The organism is Pseudomonas sp. MT3, assembly GCF_054720805.1.
Map to the genome: position 1 here is coordinate 113,445 of NZ_JBTVPY010000017.1, position 19,109 is coordinate 132,553.

A 19,109-nucleotide genomic window follows, 5' to 3' on the forward strand; every position below is an offset into this window, starting at 1 on the left:
GTCTTCGTTGGGTCACGCCTGGTGTTTTTTCGCCTTTTCTTTGGACCCCCCGACACAAGGAGTCTCCCCATGTCGCAACCCAGCCTCTTCCAGCGGCTGTTCGCCGGCGCCTGGCTGCTCGCCTGCGTCGCCTTAGCCCTGGTCGCCTGGAACTACCAGGCGCCGTTCTCCTACGAGCCGGTCGGCCCGCGCGCCTACCCGCTGCTCTGCCTGGGCCTGATGGCCGCCGGCCTCGCCTGGCTGATCGCCCGCCCCACGCCGATCAAGCGCGAGGAAGACGAACCCGCGCTGGAAGGTGCGTTGCTGGCCAAGGTCGTGCTCTGCATCACCCTGCTGGCGGTCTACGCCGGCCTGTTCGAACCGCTGGGCTTCATTCCCGCCAGCGCGCTGGTCGGCACCTTCATCGCGCTGATCTACGGCGGCCGGCCGATGGCCAGCGTGATCACCGCCACGCTGCTCGCCATCGGCCTGTACGCGCTGTTCGACCGCACCCTGGACGTCCCGCTGCCGCTGGGCATCCTCGAACCCCTGCTCTGAGGACATCGCAATGGAAACGCTCAGCTATCTCGGACAGGGCTTCGGTGTCGCCCTGACGCCCTACAACCTCATCACCGCGCTGATCGGCACCCTGATCGGCACCGTCGTCGGCCTGCTGCCGGGCCTGGGCCCGATCAACGGCGTGGCCCTGCTTATCCCCGTGGCCTTCGCCCTCGGCCTGCCGCCGGAATCGGCACTGATCCTGCTGGCCGCCGTGTACCTGGGCTGCGAATACGGCGGACGGATTTCCTCGATCCTGCTGAACATCCCCGGCGAAGCCTCCACCGTGATGACCACCCTCGACGGCTACCCGATGGCGCGCAACGGCCTGGCCGGCGTGGCCCTGTCGCTGTCGGCGTGGAGTTCGTTCATCGGCGCCTTCATCGCCACCTGCGGCATGGTGCTGTTCGCCCCGCTGCTGGCGAAATGGGCGATCGCCTTCGGCCCGGCGGAATATTTCGTGCTGATGGTCTTCGCCATCGTCGCCCTCGGCGGTCTGGCCGGCGACCGGCCGCTGAAGACCCTGCTGGCCGCGCTGCTCGGCCTGTTCCTCTCCAGCGTGGGGATCGACGCCAACAGCGGCGTGTACCGCTTCACCTTCGACAACATCCACGTCTCCGACGGCATCCAGTTCGTGGTGCTGGTGCTGGGCCTGTTCTCGGTGAGCGAAATCCTCCTGCTGCTGGAGAAGACCCACCACGGCCACAAGGCGGTGGAAGCCAGCGGGCGCATGCTGTTCAACGTCAAGGAGGCCGCCTCGGTCTTTGTCATCAACCTGCGCTGCGGCCTGCTCGGCTTCATCATGGGCGTACTGCCCGGCGCCGGCGCGACCCTGGCCAGCGCGGTGGCCTACATGACCGAGAAGAAACTGGCCGGCGACAAAGGGCAGTTCGGCAAAGGCGACCTGCGCGGCCTGGCGGCGCCGGAAACCGCCATCGGTGGCGCGGCGTGCGGCGCCCTGGTGCCGATGCTGACCCTGGGCGTTCCCGGCTCCGGCACCACGGCGGTGATGATCGGCGCCCTGTCGCTGTACAACATCACCCCCGGCCCGCTGCTGTTCCAGGAGCAGCCGCAGATCGTCTGGGGCCTGATCGCCTCGCTGTTCGTCGCCAACGTGATGCTGATCATCCTCAACGTGCCGATGGTCCGGGTGTTCACCCGCATCCTCTCGGTGCCGAACTGGGCGCTGGTGCCGGGCATCGCGATCATCACCGCGATCGGCGTGTATGCCGTGCATGCCACCACCTTCGACCTGTTCCTGATGGTTGCCATCGGTATCCTCGGCTACATCCTGCGCAAGCTGGACTTCCCGCTCTCGCCGCTGCTGCTGGGCTTCATCCTCGGCGGGCTGATGGAGCAGAATCTGCGCCGCGCTCTGTCGATCTCCAACGGCGAGCTGGGCATCCTCTGGTCCAGCCCCATCGCCATCGGCACCTGGGCGCTGGTCGCCCTCATGCTCGGCCTGCCGCTGTACCGCGCCTGGCGCAAGCGCGCCCGCCGCGCTCCGGTCGAACTGGCCGATGCGTAAACCGGTGAACTGGCGCCTGTTCTGGGCTACGCCCCTGATCGGCGCCCTCGGCGGCTGGCTGGCCGACGGGGTCGGCTGGCCGCTGCCGTGGATGATCGGCTCGCTGCTGGCGGTGATGCTCAGCCGCTGCCTGCTCGACTGGCCACTGGCGGAAGTCCCCGGCGCGCGCAAGGCCGGACAATGGGTGGTGGGCACCGGGATCGGCCTGCACTTCACCCCGGCGGTGGTCGAGCAGGTGCTCGAACACGGCGCCATCGTGCTGGTCGGCGCGCTGGCCACCACGCTGTCGAGCCTGGCCGCCATCGTCCTGCTGCGGCGTGCCGGCGAAGACCGCGCCACCGCGTTCTTCTCCAGCATGCCCGGCGGCGCCAGCGAGATGGTCAACCTCGGCCAGCGCCACGGCGCGCAGTCCAGCCGAGTGGCGGCGGCGCAGAGCCTGCGCCTGCTGCTGGTGGTGCTGCTGGTGCCGGCGGCCTTCACCTGGCTGCTGGACACCCCGCCGCCGAGCGCCCACGCGACCCCGGTCAGTTGGGCCTGGCTGGCCCTGCTGCTGCCGGCCGGCGCGGTCGTCGCGCTGATCCTGCAGACGCTGCGCCAACCCAACCCCTGGCTGCTCGGGCCGCTGCTGGTCAGCGCCGTCGCCGCCGTCGCCGCCGACCTGCAGATCGGCCTGCCGGCAGGCAGCAGCTCGCTGGGCCAGTGGCTGATCGGCAGCGCGCTGGGCTGTCACTTCAATCGCAGTTTCTTCCGTAATGCGCCGGCCTTCGTCGGCCGCAGCCTGGTCTGCACCCTGTGGATGATGCTCGCGGCGGCGCTGGTGGCAGAGCTGATCGGCTGGCTCGGGCCGCTGGACCACCAGTCGCTGATGCTCGGCATGATGCCCGGCGGCATCGCCGAACTGAGCCTCACGGCCGAGGCGCTGCAGCTCTCGGTGCCGCTGGTGACCGCCCTGCAGGTGTTGCGCCTGCTGCTGGTGCTGTTCCTCGCCGAACCCTGTTTCCGCCTCTGGCAGCGTCGCGCCGAGGCGGCAGAGTAGTGCCACGCTCGCCGGGTTGAGTTCCCCGGCGATTTCTCCAGGCCCGCCCCGTGCGGGCCTCTTTTTTTGATCTTCGTAGGTGCGCGGGAGGAGCCTGGCCCTCGCTCGCGAACGGATCTCCCGGTGGATCGAGCGTCGAGGCGTTCGCGAGCGCGCTCGCTCCTACAGGGTAGGCCTGCTCCCCCCGCAGGGGAGCTCCATCCTAACCAGGCACAGGCCCGTCAGACCGGCGGCAGCGACCAGTCGATGGGGGCCAGGCCGTGCTGTTCGAGGAACTTGTTGGTGCGGCTGAAATGCCCGTTGCCGAGGAAGCCCCGGTAGGCCGACAGCGGCGAGGGGTGCGCCGACTTGAGCACCAGGTGCTTCTGCGCGTCGATCAGCTTCTGCTTGCTCTGCGCATGGGAGCCCCAGAGCAGGAACACCAGGTTCTCGCAGCGCTGGCTGACCACCTCGATCACCTTGTCGGTGAACGGCTGCCAGCCGGCCTGGGCGTGGGAGCCGGCACGCGCCTGCTCGACGGTGAGCGAGGTGTTGAGCAGCAGCACGCCCTGCTCGGCCCAGTGCTGCAGGTAGCCGTGGTTGGGAATCGGGATGTTCAGGTCGCGCTGCAGCTCCTTGTAGATGTTCTGCAGCGACGGCGGCGTCGGCACCCCCGGCTGCACCGAGAAGCACAAACCGTGAGCCTGCCCGGGACCGTGGTAGGGGTCCTGGCCGATGATCACCACCTTCACCTGCTCCAGCGGCGTGGTGTTCAGTGCGTTGAAGATCAGCGAACCGGGCGGGAAGATCACCTTGCCGGCGGCCTTCTCCGCGCGGAGGAACTCGCCCAGCTGTTTCATGTAGGGCTTCTCGAACTCCTCGTGGAGGGCTTCCTTCCAGCTGGCTTCCAGCTTGATCCGATCTTCATTCGTCATGGTGCGTCTGCCTGGTAAAACGAACCGGCACGCTAAGCAAGCGTCCCGGTCAAGTCAAGGCGCCCGCTGCTTCGGCGTCGACAGCCCCGGCAGACGGCCTGCTCCACTGCCCAACCCGGCCAGCACCCAGGCCGCCACGGCGATCGTCAGCCCCATGTGGAACAGCTCTCGCCGCGGCACGCCGCCCCATTCGCCGTGGGTGCCGATCAGCAGGCCGCTGCCGACGAATAGCAGCGCACCGAGCAGCGCCAGCGTATAGCGCCGCGAACGCCCCGGCCAGGCGATGACCAGCAGCGCGACCAGGTTGGCCAGCAGCGTCAGCGGCGGCGGGAAAACCATCAGTACCCCGCCGGCCAGCAACACCAGCGCCTGCCGGCCGGCCCCGCCAGCCACACGTCCCAGCGCGATCAGCGGCAGGCCCACCGCGGCGGACACTACGCTCGCCTGGCGATGGGGCTCGGCCAGCGCGGCGGCACCGGCGTACTCCAGCATCCCCAGGCATGCCGCAACGCCCATGAAGCCGAAGCCCAGCGCCCGCCAGCCGTGGCGCTCGCGCAGGGCGAGCCAGGCCGCGGCGGCGCAGGCCAGGGTCAACAGCAGTTCGGCGATCACAGGGAGCATGGCGTACGTCCTTCTCTCGGCAGTCGTCGCAGACTAGCGTCCACCCGCGCGGCGCGCGCGGTCAGGCACGCCAGCCTGGGCGACACGGCGCGCCATCCCCATCATCCCGCGTGCAGTTCGCGGTAATGACTGGGCGCCATGCCCACCACGCGCTTGAACAGCCGCGAGAAGTAGTAGGCATCCGCGTAGCCGAGCTGTTCGGCCACCTGGCGCACTTCAAGATTGCTCTGGTCGAGCAGGCGGCAGGCGTGGGTCATCTTCAGGCGGATGAAGTCCTGGATCGGCGCCTGCCCGGTCAGCGCACGGTAGGTCTTGGCGAAGTGGAAGCGCGACAGGCGGAACTGCGCGGCCAGCTCGTCGAGGTTCAGCGCGTCGTGCAGGTGCTCGCGCATCAGCGCCTGCACCGCCTCGACGTCCAGCACGCGCCCGGACTTCAGTCGCGCCCGCACCGGACGCAGAGCCAGCGAGGTCAGCAGGCTCTGCAGCAGGTGCGCGGCATGGATGAAGTGCGGCAGGCTCAGGCCCTGGCGGCGCAAGGCCAGCAGCGCATCGAACTCGCCGAGCAGACGCGGCTGCACGCCGACCCGCAGGCGCGGCGACTTGCCCAGAGGCCGCAGGAACTCCTCCGCCAGCCGGCCATCCAGGTGCACCCAGAAGATCGACCAGGGCCGCTGCGCGTCGGCGCCATAGGTATGGGCACGGCCCTTGGGCAGCACCAGCAGATCCCCGCCGGCAACCTCGAATCGTCCATCCTCGGTTTCCAACCAGCCGTGGCCGGCGCTGCAGTAGATCAGCAGGTGGTCGTCCGGGCTCTCCCGCTCCATGCGGTGTCCGACCGCTGCCGGGTAGTAACCCAGCGCCAGTGGATAGCAGGCCTGGCCCAGTGGGTGGCGGTCCAGCGCACGACGCAGGCGCGGTGGCGTAATGAAGCGGACGCCCTGCTGCGGCAGCGGCCAGGACGAGATGAGGGGACGGGACATGGGAAGATTTCCGCGCTCATGAACACCAAGATCGTCCATCCATCGAGCAAGATCGTCAATCCACAGCGGCCCCCGCAATCGCTATAAACGATGAAAATTCGCGCGCTGCGCGACGATGTGGCCGACAAGAACAATCCGAGGTAGCTGCATGCATTTCGATCTGTCCGAAGAACAACGCCTGCTGGTGGACAGCGCCCGCGCCTTCGCCAGCCGCGAACTGGCCCCCCACGCCGCCGACTGGGACCGCCAGCACCACTTCCCGGTGGAGGTGATCCGCCGCGCCGCCGAGCAGGGCTACCTGGGCCTGTACATCGCCGAGGAAGACGGCGGCCTGGGCCTGTCGCGCCTGTCCGCCTCGCTGATCTTCGAGCAACTGGCCGCCGGCTGCGTCGCCACCACCGCCTACATCACCATCCACAACATGGCCAGCTGGATGCTCGCCAGCTTCGGCGACGCCACTCTCAAGGAGCAGTGGCTGCCGGGGATGATCGGTGGCGAGTTGCTGGCGTCCTACTGCCTTACCGAGCCGGACGCCGGCTCCGACGCCGCGCACCTGCGCACCCGCGCCCGCCTCGATGGCGACGAGTACGTGCTGGACGGGGCCAAGACCTTCATCTCCGGCGCCGGCGCCACCGACGTTCTGATCGTCATGGCGCGCACCGGCGTGGACGGTGCCAAGGGCATCTCCTGCTTCCTGGTGCCGGCCAACGCCGAGGGTATCCGCTACGGTCGCAACGAGGACAAGATGGGCTGGAAGGCGCAGCCGACCCGCACCATTACCTTCGAAGGCGTGCGCATCCCCGCCGGCAACCGCATCGGCCCGGAGGGCCAGGGCTTCGTCTACGCCATGAAAGGCCTGGACGGCGGTCGCCTGAACATCGCCAGTTGCTCCCTCGGCGCGGCCCAGGCGGCGCTGGAGCAGTCGCTGCGCTACGTCGAGGAGCGCAAGCAGTTCGGCAAGGCGCTGGCCGAGTTCCAGGCCCTGCAGTTCAAGCTCGCCGACATGCTCACCGACCTCACCGCCAGCCGGCAGATGGTGCGCCTGGCCGCGCACAAGCTGGACCACAAGGACGGCGAGGCGACCCTTTACTGCGCAATGGCCAAGCGCTTCGCCACCGACCGCTGCTTCGCCCTGTGCAACGAGGCGCTGCAGCTGCACGGCGGCTACGGCTATCTCAACGATTACCCGCTGGAGCGCTGGGTGCGCGACAGCCGCGTGCACCAGATCCTGGAAGGCACCAACGAGATCATGCGGGTCATAGTCGCCCGCCGCCTGCTGGAACAGGGCGGGATGCTGGATCGTTTGCTCTGACGCTTTCCCTGTAGGAGCGAGCTTGCTCGCGAACATGCCCCGCTGCGGGTTCTGGTTCGCGAGCAAGCTCGCTCCTACGAAAAGCCAAGAGCCGCTTCACTGGAAAAACCGCCCGCCCGCGCGGGCGCAATCGAACAGATCGGACATGGACGCGCCCCACGGCACGCACCTAGAGTCCATGCCCCAAGCGTCCGCCCGCCGGCGGCACCGACAAGGAGATGCCCATGAGCAACGCCCTCGAGCCCTACAAGCCCGGAGTCTTCGACCTGACCCACAAGCTGACGGTGGAGAAGCACGGCCATACCGCGCTGATCACCATCAACCACCCGCCGGCCAACACCTGGGACCGCGACTCGCTGATCGGCCTGCGCCAGGTGGTCGAGCACCTGAACCGCGATGACGATATCTATGCCCTGGTGGTGACCGGCCAGGGGCCGAAATTCTTCTCCGCCGGCGCCGACCTGAACATGTTCGCCGACGGCGACAAGGCCCGCGCCCGCGAGATGGCCCGCCGCTTCGGCGAAGCCTTCGAAACCCTGCGCGACTTCCGCGGCGTGTCCATCGCCGCGATCAACGGTTACGCGATGGGCGGTGGCCTGGAGTGCGCCCTGGCCTGCGACATCCGCATTGCCGAGCGCCAGGCGCAGATGGCCCTGCCGGAAGCCGCCGTGGGCCTCCTGCCCTGCGCCGGCGGCACCCAGGCGCTGTCCTGGCTGGTAGGCGAAGGCTGGGCCAAGCGCATGATCCTCTGCGGCGAGCGCATCGACGCGGACACCGCGCAGCGCATCGGCCTGGTCGAGCAGGTGGTGGACACTGGCGAAGCGCGCGGCACCGCCCTGCTGCTGGCCGCCAAGGTCGCCCGCCAGAGCCCGGTGGCGGTACGCACCATCAAACCGCTGATCCAGGGCGCCCGTCTACGCGGTCCGACCACCTGGCTGCCGGAAGAGCGCGAGCGCTTCGTCGACCTGTTCGATGCCGACGACACCCGCGAAGGCGTGAATGCCTTCCTGGAAAAACGCGAACCGCATTGGCGCAACCAGTAAGGGACTGACCATGAACGTGATGTTCGAAGAGCGCCCCGGCCTGCACGGTTTCCGTATCGGCGTCGCCACCCTCGATGCCGAGAAGAGCCTGAATGCCCTGAGCCTGCCGATGATCGAAGCGCTGGGCCATCAGTTGAGCGTGTGGAAGGACGACCCGCAGATCGCCTGCGTGGTGCTGCGCGGCAACGGCGGCAAGGCCTTCTGCGCCGGCGGCGACGTGCGCAAGCTGGTGGACGCCTGCCGCGAGAAACCCGGCGAGGTGCCGGAGCTGGCCCGCCGCTTCTTCGCCGACGAATACCGCCTGGACTACCTGATCCACAGCTACGGCAAACCGCTGATCTGCTGGGCCCACGGCTATGTGATGGGCGGTGGCATGGGGCTGATGCAGGGCGCCGGGATACGTATCGTCACCCCGAGCAGCCGGCTGGCCATGCCGGAAGTCAGCATCGGCCTGTACCCGGACGTCGGCGCCAGTTGGTTCCTCGCCCGCCTGCCCGGCCGCCTCGGCCTGTTCCTCGGCCTGACCGCCACGCAGATGAACGCCCGCGACGCGCTGGACCTGGACCTGGCCGACCGCTTCCTGCTCGACACCCAGCAGGACGACCTGATCGAGGGGCTGGTGCAGCTGAACTGGCGCGAACAGGCTGACGTGCAGTTGCACAGCCTGCTCCGTGCGCTGGAGCACGAGGCGCGCGGGGAACTGCCGCAAGCCCAGTTGCTGCCGCGCCGAGAGCGCATCGACGCCCTGCTGGACTGCGCCAACGTGGTCGAGGCCTGGCATGCGCTGGCGCCGCTCACCGAGGACAGCGATGCGCTGATCGCCAAGGGCGCGAAAAGCCTGGTATCCGGCTGCCCGCTGACGGCCCGCCTGGTCTGGGAACAGATTCGCCGCGCGCGCCATCTGTCGACGGCCGAGGTGTTCCGCATGGAGTACGCGATGAGCCTGAACTGCTGCCGTCACCCGGAATTCTCGGAGGGTGTGCGCGCCCGGTTGATCGACAAGGACAACGCTCCGCACTGGCACTGGCCGGATATCGCTGCCATACCTGATGCAGTGGTGAATGCGCACTTCGACGCGACCTGGGAGGGCGAGCATCCGCTGGCGGATCTGTAGGGTGCCCTCTCTGTAGGAGCGAGCTCGCTCGCGAACGGCTTCGCTACGGAACCTGTTCGCGAGCAAGCTCGCTCCTACGAAAAGCAAAAGCGCTGGAGTGCCTGTCGTCGTTGAACAGGAGGAAACCAGCATGCAAACCATCGCCTTCATCGGCCTCGGCCACATGGGCGCTCCCATGGCCGCCAACCTGATCAAGGCCGGCTACCTGCTGCGCGTGTTCGACCTGGTGCAGAGCGCCATCGACGGCCTGGTCGCCCAGGGCGCCAGCGCGGCGCGTAGCGCCCATGACGCGGTCGACGGCGTCGACATCGTGGTGACCATGCTGCCGGCCAGCCAGCACGTCGAGGGGCTCTACCTGGGCACCGACGGCCTGCTGACGCACATCGCTCCCGGCACCCTGGTGCTGGAGTGCTCCACCATCGCCCCCGCCTCCGCCCGCAAGGTTCACCAGGCCGCCACCGAGCGCGGCATCCCGATGCTCGATGCGCCGGTGTCCGGCGGTACCGGCGGGGCCATCGCCGGCACCCTGACCTTCATGGTCGGCGGCGATGCCGAGGTGCTCGAACGCGCGCGTCCGGTGTTCTCAGTCATGGGCCGCAACATCTTCCACGCCGGCGGCGACGGCGCCGGCCAGGTGGCCAAGGTGTGCAACAACCAATTGCTCGCCGTGCTGATGATCGGCACCGCCGAATCCCTGGCCCTGGGCGCCGCCAACGGGCTCGACCCGGCGGTGCTGTCGGAAATCATGCGCCGCAGCTCCGGCGGCAATTGGGCCCTGGAGGTCTACAACCCCTGGCCCGGCGTGATGGAAGCCGCCCCCGCCTCGCGCGGCTACACCGGCGGCTTCATGACGGCGCTGATGACCAAGGACCTGGGCCTGGCCCAGGAAACCGCACAGGTCAGCGGCAACAGCACGCCGATGAGCAGCCTGGCGCTGGCGCTGTACCGGCTACTGGTGAAACAAGGCCACGGAGAACAGGACTTTTCCGTCATACAGAAACTCTTCGATTCCTGAGGTGCGGCCTGGAAGTCCGGCAGGTGGCTGTCCCAGACTGAACAATTCGTTACCCAGACCGGGCTGTCATCTTGAAGCAATTCCTGTCGCACTACCGTTTCCGCCTGCTGCTCAACAGCGTGCTGCTGGTACTGTTGGTCATGTCGATCCCCCAGCCGCCCATCGCGCTGGAACTGATCAGTCTGGTGCTGATGGTCCTCGCCGGGCTGAATACCGTCCGCAGCCACAGCCGCTGGTTCTACCTGTTCTGCACTATGGGTACGTTCAGCCTCGCGATGGCGTTCGCTCCCGACGGGTGGCACATTCATCCGCTGCTCAAGCGAGGCATTCCACAGATCGGCTTCATCCTGCTGCTGGTCATCAGTCTGTTCCACCGGGTGACCCAGCAGCGGCCGGTGACCCGCGAACTGCTCTATGGGCTCTGTGCGCTGTACCTGAACTTCGTGCTGTCCTTCGCGCTCACCTACAACCTGATCGACCATCTCTATCCCCATAGCTTCCAGAGCAGCAGCGGGCCGCTGGACATGCCCGGCTTCGTCTACTTCAGCATGGTCACCCTGACCACCATCGGTTACGGCGACATCGTGCCGGTACACCCGCTGGCGCGTTTCCTGGCCGGCAGCGAAGCGATCATGGGCGTGCTGTTCATGGCCCTCGCGGTGGCCCGTGGCGTCAGCCTGGTGAACGATGACCGCGGGGACTGACTGTGAAGCCACGCTTACGAATGCATGATGCCAGCAGGGCTTTATCCGCAGCGGCTCCATGACCAGGATGAATCACCCGCCGTACCCCACGGCTCATCCCACACAAGGTGATTCCATGAACATTGCCCTGATCGGCGCCACCGGCCACGTTGGCCATTACATCCTCGAAGAAGCCCTGCGCCGTGGTCATCGAGTGACCGCCCTGGTCCGCGACCCCGCCAAACTGACGCCACGCGAGCGCCTGCAGGTGATCCGGGCGGATGTCTGCGATCCATCCCGGGTCGCCCACGCCGTCACCGGCCAGGACGTGGTGATCAGCGCCTTCAACGCCGGCTGGAGCCATCCGGACATCCGCAACGCCCACGCCAATGGCAGCCGCGCGATTGTCGACGGCGTGAAGGCCTCGGGGGTAAAGCGCCTGCTGGTACTCGGCGGCGCCGGCAGCCTGGAGATCGCCCCCGGCCAGCGCCTGGTGGACAGCCCGGAATTCCCCGCGCAGTGGAAGCAGGGTGCGCTGGGCGCCGCCGATGCGCTGGAGCAGTTGCGCGGCGAGCGAGAGCTGGACTGGGTCTTCCTCAGCCCGGCGATGCTGCTCGACGGCGAAGTCCGCACCGGCAGCTTCCGTATCGGTGGTGACCAGGTGCTGTTCGATGGCAACGGCGAGAGTCGCATCTCCCTGCCGGACCTGGCGGTGGCAATGATCGACGAGGCCGAGCAGGCCAACCATCACCAGCAGCGGTTTACCGTGGCGTATTGATTCGATTCGGCAGGTTCGCGAGCAAGCTCGCTCCTACGAAGAGCGGCGCCCTGCCTGGCCACACGGATGGGCCTGGCCCTGTAGGAGCGAGCTTGCTCGCGAACAGACCTCCAGGCGACTCCTGAACCGGGACCTTCGCGGAGAAGCTCCGCTCCTACAGGAGCAGCGCGCTGTGGAGTCGATCTGCAGGAGCGCTCCGCGCTCCCGCGATCACCGCTCCCGCAGCGCTTCCGCCTTGGCCCGCAGGATGGGCTTGAGCAGATAGCTGAGGATGCTCTTCTTGCCGGTCATGATGTCCACCGTGGCGATCATGCCGGGGATGATCAGCAGCGGCTTGTCATCGGTACCCAGGTGGCTTTTGCGGGTGCGCAGCTTGATCAGGTAGAAGCTGTTGCCATCGTCGTCGGTGACGGTGTCCGCGCCGATCTGCTCCAGGTCCGCCTCCAGCCCACCGTAGATGGTGTAGTCGTAGGCGGTGAACTTGACCATCGCGTGCTGCCCCGGCCGCAGGAAGGCGATGTCCTGCGGACGGATGCGTGCCTCTACCAGCAGGGTGTCGTCCAGCGGGACGATCTCCACCAGGTCGCTGCCCGGCTGGATCACGCCGCCGATGGTGTTGACCAGCAGTTGCTTGACGATGCCGCGCACCGGCGAGGTGACCAGGGTGCGGTTGACCCGATCTTCCAGCGCCTTGCCGGTGGCCTCGGCCTTGCTCAGGTCGGTGCGCGCCTCGTTGAGCTCCTTCAGCGCCTCGCTGCGGAAGCGCGAGCGGGTTTCGGCGATCTTGCGCTCCACTTCCTTCACCGCCGCCTCGGCGCGCGGAATGGCCAGGGTGGTGGCGTCGAGCTGGCCACGGTTCTCCACTTCCGAACGCTTCAGGCGCAGCAGTTCCACCTGCGACATCGCCCCCTGCGCCACCAGCGGCGCGGACATGGAGATTTCCTCGCGCAGCAGGCCCAGGCTGTTGCGGTACTGCGTCTGCTTGGAGACGAACTCGCGCAGCTCCTGCTGCTTCTGCACCAGTTGCTGCTCAAGGCCGGCGACTTCGTCCTTGAGCTGCTGCTGGCGGCTGTGGAACAGCGCCTCTTCGCTGCGGGCCTGGCCGGGCACCTTGGCGCGCACGTCGTCGGGGATGTTCAGCTCGCGGTCTTCCACTCCGGCGGACAGCCGTTCCACTCGCAGGAACATCGCCAGACGGTCGGCCTCAGTCTCGCCGACGTTGGATTCGAAGCGGGTCGGATCCAGGCGCATCAGCGATTCCCCGGCCTGCACCACCTCGCCTTCGCGAACGAAGATCTGCGAGACGATGCCGCCCTCCAGGTTCTGGATCTTCTGCACCTTGGACGAGGGAATCGCCTTGCCCTCGCCACGGGTGACCTCGTCGATCTCGGCGAAATGCGCCCACAGGCCGAGGAACAGGACGAAGCCGATCAGCACCCAGATGGTCAGGCGCACCACGCGCGGGGCGTCTTCCACCAGCGCCTTGCTGACTTCGGGAAGCGGCTGCCCGGAAAGGTTGTCGCCGCCCTTGAAATAGCCACCGATGACGTGGCGAATGCTGCCTTTGGGATCAAGCGACACTGATCTGCCCCTTCTTCAATGCGTCCATCACCACATCCTTCGGACCGTCGGCGATGATACGTCCCTTGTCGATGATCACCAGGCGATCCACCAGGCTGAGCATGGAGGCGCGGTGGGTGACCAGCAGCAATGTCTTGTCGCCCATGATCGAGTGCAGGCGCTGCTTCAGGCGCTCCTCACCGGCGTTGTCCATCGCGCTGGTGGGCTCGTCGAGCAGCAGGATCGGCGGGTCGAGCAGCAGCGCGCGGGCCAGGGCGACATTCTGCCGCTGGCCGCCGGAGAGGTTCAGGCCGCGCTCGCCGACCTGCAGCTCGAAGCCCTGCGGGTGCAGGCGGACGAACTCGTTCACCCCGGTCAGCTCGGCCACTTCCAGCACACGCTCGTCATCCACGTAGCGCGCGCCGGACACCAGGTTGTCGCGCAGGGTGCCGCTGAACAGGCTGATGTCCTGCGGCACGTAGCCGATGTTGTGGCGCAGCTCGCTGATGTCCAGCTGGCGCACGTCGGCGCCGTCCACCAGCAGGTTGCCCTTGTCCGGCTGGTAGAGGCCGACGAGCAGCTTGGCCAGGGAACTCTTGCCCGAGCCGCTGCGGCCGACAATGCCGATCTTCTCGCCAGCGCGGATCTGCAGGTTGACGCCGTGCAGCGCCGCCACCTGCTGGTTCGGATAGACGAAATCGAGGTCGCGCATCTCGATGCCACCGCGCAGTTGCGAACGGGTCAGCGGACGCTCGTCGGCGCTGCGCTCCTGCGGCAGCTCCATCATCTGGTTGGTGGTTTCCATCGAGAGGCGCGCCTGCTGGTAGCGCTGGATCAGCCCGGAGAGCTGGGTCAGCGGGCCGAGGGCGCGGCCGTTGAGCATGTAGCAGGCGATCAGCCCACCCATCGACAGGTCGCCGGCGATGATCAGGTAGACGCCGCCGATGATCATGACGACCCCGGCCAGCGCCTGGATCAGCACGGTGCTGTTCATCGCCAGGGACGACAGCAGCTTCACCCGCAGTTCCAGGCGGCTGAGGGTGCCGATGGTCTGTTCCCAGAGGTACTGGCGTTCGCTCTCGGCGTTGTTCACCTTCACCGCGTCGAGGCTGGCCAGGGTCTCGATCAGGCTCGACTGGCGCTCGGCGGACAGCGCCATCGTACGGTTCATGGTTTCCACCAGCGGCTTCTGCAGCACCCAGCCCAGGCCCGCGGCCAGCGGGAAGGCCACCAGCGGGACGAACACCAGCGGCCCGCCGATGATGCCGATCACCAGCAGGATCAGCAGGGTGAACGGCAGGTCGATCAGGGTGGTGAGCGTCAGCGAGTTGAGGAAGTCGCGCAGCGTCTGGAACTCATGGATGTTCTGCGCAAAGCTGCCGATCCGCGCGGGGCGGTACTTCATGCTCATGCCGACGATGCGCTCGAACAGCGTCGCCGAGATGATCAGGTCGGTCTTCTTGCCGGCCAGGTCCAGGCACAGACCGCGCATGGTCTTGAGCAGCAGGTCGAACAGGTAGGCGCCGCTGATGCCGATGGCCAGCACCCAGAGGGTGGCGGCGGCCTGGTTGGGCACCACGCGGTCGTAGACGTTCATCACGAACAGCGGCGCGGCCAGGGCGATCAGGTTGATCAAGAGGCTCGCGGCCACCGCATCGACGTAGAGCCAGCGCGAACGCTTGAGCGTGTCGCGGAACCAGCTCTTGGCACGCGGAATGAGTTCGCCGTGCTGCAAATCGAATTTGTGCTGCGGCTGGGCGAAGAAGGCCTGGCCGCTGTAATCCTCGAGCAGCAGCTCGCGGGACACGCGCACCTCGCCGCCGTCGCTTTCGCTGAGCAGCAGGCGCGCCTGGCCGTCGTTTTCCCAACCCAGCAGCACCGCGCAACGCCCTTCGCGCAGCAACAGCATGGCCGGCAGCGCGAGCGCCGGAATCTGCTCCAGGCGCCGCTGCAGCAGCCGCCCCTGCAAGCCCGCGCGAGCGGCCGCGCGGGGTAGCAGTTCGGCGCTCAGGCGCTGCCCGGGCAACGGCAGGCCGCTGGTCAGCATCGCCCGGCTGGCCGGCTTCTGGTGCAGCTGACAGAGCGTCAGCAGGCTGTCCAGCAGCGGGTCATCGAGCAGACCGCGCGGATCGTGGCTTAGGGGTACTTCGCTGACTTCTTGATCCACGCGGGGACACTCTCGGTTGGGGCGGACTGGATTGGGCTGGGGACCGATTCAGTTCAGGCCCGGCAGCTGGACTTGCGGTTTGACGTCGTTGCTCACCACGGTCGCCATCGGCGCCACCACGCCCTGGCTCTTGAGCAGTTCGCCCAGGGTGGCCTTGATGCGGTACTGGGTGAACAGCTCGGTGTACTTCAGGTCGACCGCGCGGCGCGAGGCGTTGAACAGCTCGTTCTCACTGTCCAGCAGATCGAGCAGGGTGCGCTCGCCGATGGTGAACTGCTTCTGGTAGGCCTCGCGCACGCGGGTGCTGTAGTCCACGTACTGACGGGCGATCGGCAACTGGTCACGGGCGTTGGCCAGGGCGTTCCAGGACAATCCAAGCTCCTCGTTCAACTGGCGCAGGGCGTTGTTGCGGATATCCAGCGCCTGGTTGGCCTGGTACGACTTGGCTTCCAGGTCGGCCTTGTTGCTGCCGCCGGCGAACAGGTTGTAGCGCATGCGCAGCATCGCCTGCCATTCGTTGTTGTGGCCCGGATCGCCGTCGACGTTGTTATCGGCACCGCGCGAAAGTTCTGCATCGAATCTCGGATAGAAGGTCGACTTCGCCGCTTCGTACTGCTTTTCCGCCGCCGCGACATCGGACTCCGCCGAACGCAGGATCGGGCTGTTTTCCAGCAGTTGGCGGCGCGCCGCCTGCAGGTCCGCCGGCAGTTGGCCGTTCAGGCCCGAGGGTTCGGCCAGGTCCACCGGCTCGCTGCCCACCACGCTGAAATAGTTGGTGCGCGCATCGGCCAGGTTGGTCTGTTCGGTGAGCAGGTTGTTCTGCGCCTGGGCCAGGCGCGCCTCGGCCTGATCCTGGTCGGCCAGGCGGCCGACGCCGCGCGCGCTACGCAGGCTGATCTGGTCATACACCTGCTGGTGGCGCTTCAGGTTCGACTCGGCCAGGCGGACCATTTCCTGGCGACGCAGCACGTCGGTGTAGACCTGGGCCACTTCCAGCGCGGTGCGCTCGGAAGTGCCGAGCAGCGCGTAGGCACGGGAGTTCACGGTGGCCTGCTGGCGGCCCACTTCGCTGGAGGTGGCGAAGCCGTCGAACACCATCTGCTGCAGGCGCAGGCTGGATTCGCCACGGCTCATGGTCTTCCAGTGATCGTCACCCTGGGCGCGGGTGCTGGGCGAATCGGTGCCTTCGCGGCCATAGCCACCCAACAGTTCAACGGACGGCAGATAGCCACCCTGTGCAGCGCGCAGTTGCTTGTCGGCGGCCAGCCGATTGTTCACCCCGGCCTGGATTTCCGGGTGGTAGTCGATGGCCTTCTGCATCGCCTGGTTCAGCGTGTCGGCATGGGCGGACAGGACGAAGGAAAGGGCGAAGGGCACTACGGAAGCGAAGCGCAGGCGCATGAGGAAAACATCCTTATCAGTGAGATAGCCGCAGCGATTCGATTGCCGCAAGGAGCGTCAAAAAACCGACAAATGCGCTGCAAGGGTTCATCAAAAGCGTGATGCACTTCACGCTAAATTTTTTTACACGAACGCCCGATATCAAAGTGACATCGATTTGCCAATTGTTTAGGATGGCACGCGAATGGTCAATACATTGGCATATACACAATATCCATTTGGTATAAGCCAAGTTATTGACGTCAGATATTTCGCTCTGAATGACAGGGAATGCCCCTGGCGCCGATATGGAAAACGGCAGCCCGGTTGGCACACCAGGTAAGCCTCATCAGGAGAAGTGCATGAGCAGCGTCGTCGCCGTCGTCAAAAGCATCATCGGACAAGTGGTTGCGGTTTCCCCCGAAGGCGCCCAGCGCGTCCTTGTCGAAGGTGACCGCATCTACCAGGGCGAACAGCTGGTCACCGGCGCCGCCGGTGCCGTGACCCTGGATACCGGCGACGGCCGCGTGGTCGACCTGGGCCGCGACAGCCAGTGGAGCGGCGCCGACCTGCCGCACGCGGCGTCCGCGCGCGCGCAGCCGCAACTCTCCGTACCGAGCACCGAGGACCTGCAGAAAGCCATCGCCGCCGGTCTCGACCCGACCCAATCCCTGGCGCCCACCGCGGCGGGCCCGAGTGCTTCCAGCGGCAGCTCCGGCGCTGCCGGCGGCGGCCACAGCTTCGTGATGCTCGATGAGACCGCCGGCCGCGTCGCCCCGGACATCGGCTTCCCCACCAGCCCCGACGACCAGTCGTTCGCCCGCCAGCAGCAGAACCTGGGCCAGGACAACGACGCGCAGGACCAGCCCTCGCCGAACAATGCGCCGCGCGGACAGGACGCCACTATCCGCACCGACGAAGACACCCCGGTCAGCGGCCAACTGCGCGCCGACGACCCGGACGGCAATCCGCTGCGCTTCGAGCTCGACGACGGTCCGCGTAACGGAACCGTCGTGGTCAACGCCGACGGTTCCTACACCTACACTCCCGGGCAGAACTTCAACGGCAATGACAGCTTCACCGTGATCGTCGATGACGGCCAGGGAGGTCGCGACACCCTCACCGTCAACGTCGGCGTGAACCCGGTGAACGACGCGCCGGTTGCCCAGGACGACGGCCCGCTTCCCGTGGCCGAAGACACGGTGACCACCGGCAACGTGCTGAGCAACGACAGCGACGTCGACGGTGACACCCTGACCGTCACCGGCTTCACCTTCGGCGGCAACAGCTACGGCGCCGGCCAGACCGCGACCCTCAACGGCGTTGGCAGCCTGGTGATCAACGCCGACGGCAGCTTCACCTTTACCCCGGCGAAGGACTACAACGGCCCGGTGCCGAGCGCGACCTATACCGTCAGCGACGGCAACGCCACCGATAGCGCGCAGTTGAGCTTCGACAACGTCAGCCCGGTGAACGATGCGCCGGTCACCGCCGACCAATCGAACACCACCGCCGAAGACACACCCGTCAGCGGCAGGATCATCGCCACCGATGCCGACCAGGACACCCTCAGCTACACCCTGAAGCCCGGCGCGGAGCCGACCCACGGCACCCTGGTGCTGAACCCGGCGACCGGCGAATACACCTATACCCCGGACACGGACTACAACGGCGGCGACAGCTTTACCGTGGTGGTCAACGACGGCAATGGCGGCACGGTCGAGTCGGTCGTCAGCATCGACGTCACGCCGGTGAACGACGCGCCGGAAACCGCCGATCAATCCCGGACCACCGCCGAGGACACGCCGATCACCGGGCAGATCGTCGCCACCGATGCCGACCAGGACACCCTCAGCTACACCCTGAAGCCAGGCGCGGAGCCGGCCCACGGCACCCTGGTGCTGAACCCGGCGACCGGTGAGTACACCTACACCCCGGGCACGGACTACAACGGCAGCGACAGCTTTACCGTGGTGGTCAACGACGGCAATGGCGGCACGGTCGAGTCGGTCGTCAGCATCGATGTCACGCCGGTGAACGACGCGCCGGTTGCCCAGGACGACGGCCCGCTTTCCGTGACCGAAGACACGGCGACCACCGGCAACGTGCTGGGCAACGACAGCGACGTCGACGGCGACACCCTGACCGTCACCGACTTCACCTTCGACGGCAACAGCTACAACGCCGGCCAGACCGCCACCCTCAACGGCGTTGGCAGCCTGGTGATCAACGCCGACGGCAGCTTCACCTTTACCCCGGCGAAGGACTACAACGGCCCGGTGCCGAGCGCGACCTATACCGTCAGCGACGGCACCGCCACCGATACCGCGCAGTTGCACTTCGCCGACGTGACCCCGGTAGACGATGCCTCGGTACTGACCCCGGACAGCAACACTGTCGACGAGGACAACACCGCCACTGGCAATGTGCTGAGCAATGAC

At 67.1% G+C, this 19,109-nt stretch carries 16 protein-coding genes; 10 read left to right on the forward strand and 6 right to left on the reverse strand.

Annotated elements, in window-relative coordinates; genetic code table 11:
- The first annotated feature begins 69 nt into the window (after nt 1-69).
- Genes ACYCAX_RS18285 through ACYCAX_RS18295 form a run of 3 tightly spaced genes read left to right on the forward strand, consistent with a single transcriptional unit; the run spans nt 70 to nt 3,101 of the window.
- Nucleotides 70-537: a tripartite tricarboxylate transporter TctB family protein gene (locus ACYCAX_RS18285; RefSeq protein WP_294977863.1), complete on the forward strand. Its 468-nt coding sequence runs from the start codon at nt 70-72 to the stop codon at nt 535-537.
- 10 nt (nt 538-547) lie between these two features.
- The gene (locus tag ACYCAX_RS18290) at nt 548-2,065 is read left to right on the forward strand and encodes a tripartite tricarboxylate transporter permease (RefSeq protein WP_460248551.1); all 1,518 of its coding nucleotides are present in this window, start codon (nt 548-550) and stop codon (nt 2,063-2,065) included.
- Entirely contained in the window at nt 2,058-3,101 is a 1,044-nt protein-coding gene (locus ACYCAX_RS18295) for an AbrB family transcriptional regulator (protein ID WP_294977857.1), read from the forward strand. Before ACYCAX_RS18290 ends, ACYCAX_RS18295 begins: the two co-directional genes overlap by 8 nt.
- A 221-nt stretch (nt 3,102-3,322) precedes the next feature.
- Here ACYCAX_RS18295 and ung read toward each other — a convergent pair whose 3' ends face one another.
- The 3 genes from ung to ACYCAX_RS18310 all read right to left on the reverse strand — a co-directional run bounded on the left by ung (nt 3,323) and on the right by ACYCAX_RS18310 (nt 5,616).
- Nucleotides 3,323-4,015, reverse strand: coding sequence for a uracil-DNA glycosylase (gene ung / locus ACYCAX_RS18300; RefSeq protein ID WP_015476073.1), 693 nt, complete (start codon nt 4,013-4,015; stop codon nt 3,323-3,325).
- Between the two features lie 54 nt (nt 4,016-4,069).
- Entirely contained in the window at nt 4,070-4,636 is a 567-nt protein-coding gene (locus ACYCAX_RS18305) for a hypothetical protein (protein WP_015476072.1), read from the reverse strand.
- Between the two features lie 101 nt (nt 4,637-4,737).
- Nucleotides 4,738-5,616, reverse strand: coding sequence for an AraC family transcriptional regulator (locus ACYCAX_RS18310; RefSeq protein ID WP_015476071.1), 879 nt, complete (start codon nt 5,614-5,616; stop codon nt 4,738-4,740).
- Between the two features lie 148 nt (nt 5,617-5,764).
- Between ACYCAX_RS18310 and ACYCAX_RS18315 the strand changes: the two genes are divergently transcribed.
- From ACYCAX_RS18315 to ACYCAX_RS18340, 6 genes are all read left to right on the forward strand, one after another.
- Nucleotides 5,765-6,928 (forward strand): isobutyryl-CoA dehydrogenase, encoded by a 1,164-nt coding sequence (locus tag ACYCAX_RS18315; RefSeq protein ID WP_294977852.1) that lies wholly within the window; start codon nt 5,765-5,767, stop codon nt 6,926-6,928.
- Nucleotides 6,929-7,152: 224 nt separating this feature from the next.
- Complete coding sequence (locus tag ACYCAX_RS18320) at nt 7,153-7,971, forward strand: enoyl-CoA hydratase (RefSeq protein WP_015476069.1); 819 nt, start codon at nt 7,153-7,155, stop codon at nt 7,969-7,971.
- 10 nt (nt 7,972-7,981) lie between these two features.
- Nucleotides 7,982-9,085 carry an enoyl-CoA hydratase/isomerase family protein gene (locus ACYCAX_RS18325; protein ID WP_294977849.1) on the forward strand — a complete coding sequence of 368 codons (1,104 nt, stop codon included), beginning with the start codon at nt 7,982-7,984 and terminating at the stop codon, nt 9,083-9,085.
- Between the two features lie 130 nt (nt 9,086-9,215).
- A complete protein-coding gene (mmsB, locus tag ACYCAX_RS18330) occupies nt 9,216-10,100 on the forward strand; it encodes a 3-hydroxyisobutyrate dehydrogenase (RefSeq protein ID WP_294977846.1) in 885 nt (294 codons plus the stop codon).
- Nucleotides 10,101-10,171: 71 nt separating this feature from the next.
- The gene (locus ACYCAX_RS18335; protein WP_015476066.1) at nt 10,172-10,804 is read left to right on the forward strand and encodes a potassium channel family protein; all 633 of its coding nucleotides are present in this window, start codon (nt 10,172-10,174) and stop codon (nt 10,802-10,804) included.
- 115 nt (nt 10,805-10,919) lie between these two features.
- Nucleotides 10,920-11,561, forward strand: coding sequence for an NAD(P)-dependent oxidoreductase (locus tag ACYCAX_RS18340; protein ID WP_294977844.1), 642 nt, complete (start codon nt 10,920-10,922; stop codon nt 11,559-11,561).
- Nucleotides 11,562-11,771: 210 nt separating this feature from the next.
- On the opposite strand, the gene ACYCAX_RS18345 is transcribed toward ACYCAX_RS18340, so the two are convergent.
- The 3 genes from ACYCAX_RS18345 to ACYCAX_RS18355 are packed head-to-tail and all read right to left on the reverse strand — an operon-like array spanning nt 11,772 to nt 16,689.
- A complete protein-coding gene (locus ACYCAX_RS18345; RefSeq protein ID WP_294977842.1) occupies nt 11,772-13,142 on the reverse strand; it encodes an HlyD family type I secretion periplasmic adaptor subunit in 1,371 nt (456 codons plus the stop codon).
- Nucleotides 13,132-15,288 carry a type I secretion system permease/ATPase gene (locus tag ACYCAX_RS18350; RefSeq protein WP_015476063.1) on the reverse strand — a complete coding sequence of 719 codons (2,157 nt, stop codon included), beginning with the start codon at nt 15,286-15,288 and terminating at the stop codon, nt 13,132-13,134. The genes ACYCAX_RS18345 and ACYCAX_RS18350 overlap by 11 nt, the downstream gene beginning before the upstream one ends.
- Before the next feature lie 48 nt (nt 15,289-15,336).
- Nucleotides 15,337-16,689: a TolC family outer membrane protein gene (locus tag ACYCAX_RS18355; RefSeq protein ID WP_460248552.1), complete on the reverse strand. Its 1,353-nt coding sequence runs from the start codon at nt 16,687-16,689 to the stop codon at nt 15,337-15,339.
- Between the two features lie 341 nt (nt 16,690-17,030).
- On the opposite strand from ACYCAX_RS18355, the gene ACYCAX_RS18360 reads away from it, so the two are divergent.
- On the forward strand, nt 17,031-19,109 hold a 2,079-nt coding region (locus ACYCAX_RS18360; protein ID WP_460248553.1), incomplete at its 3' end, for a retention module-containing protein.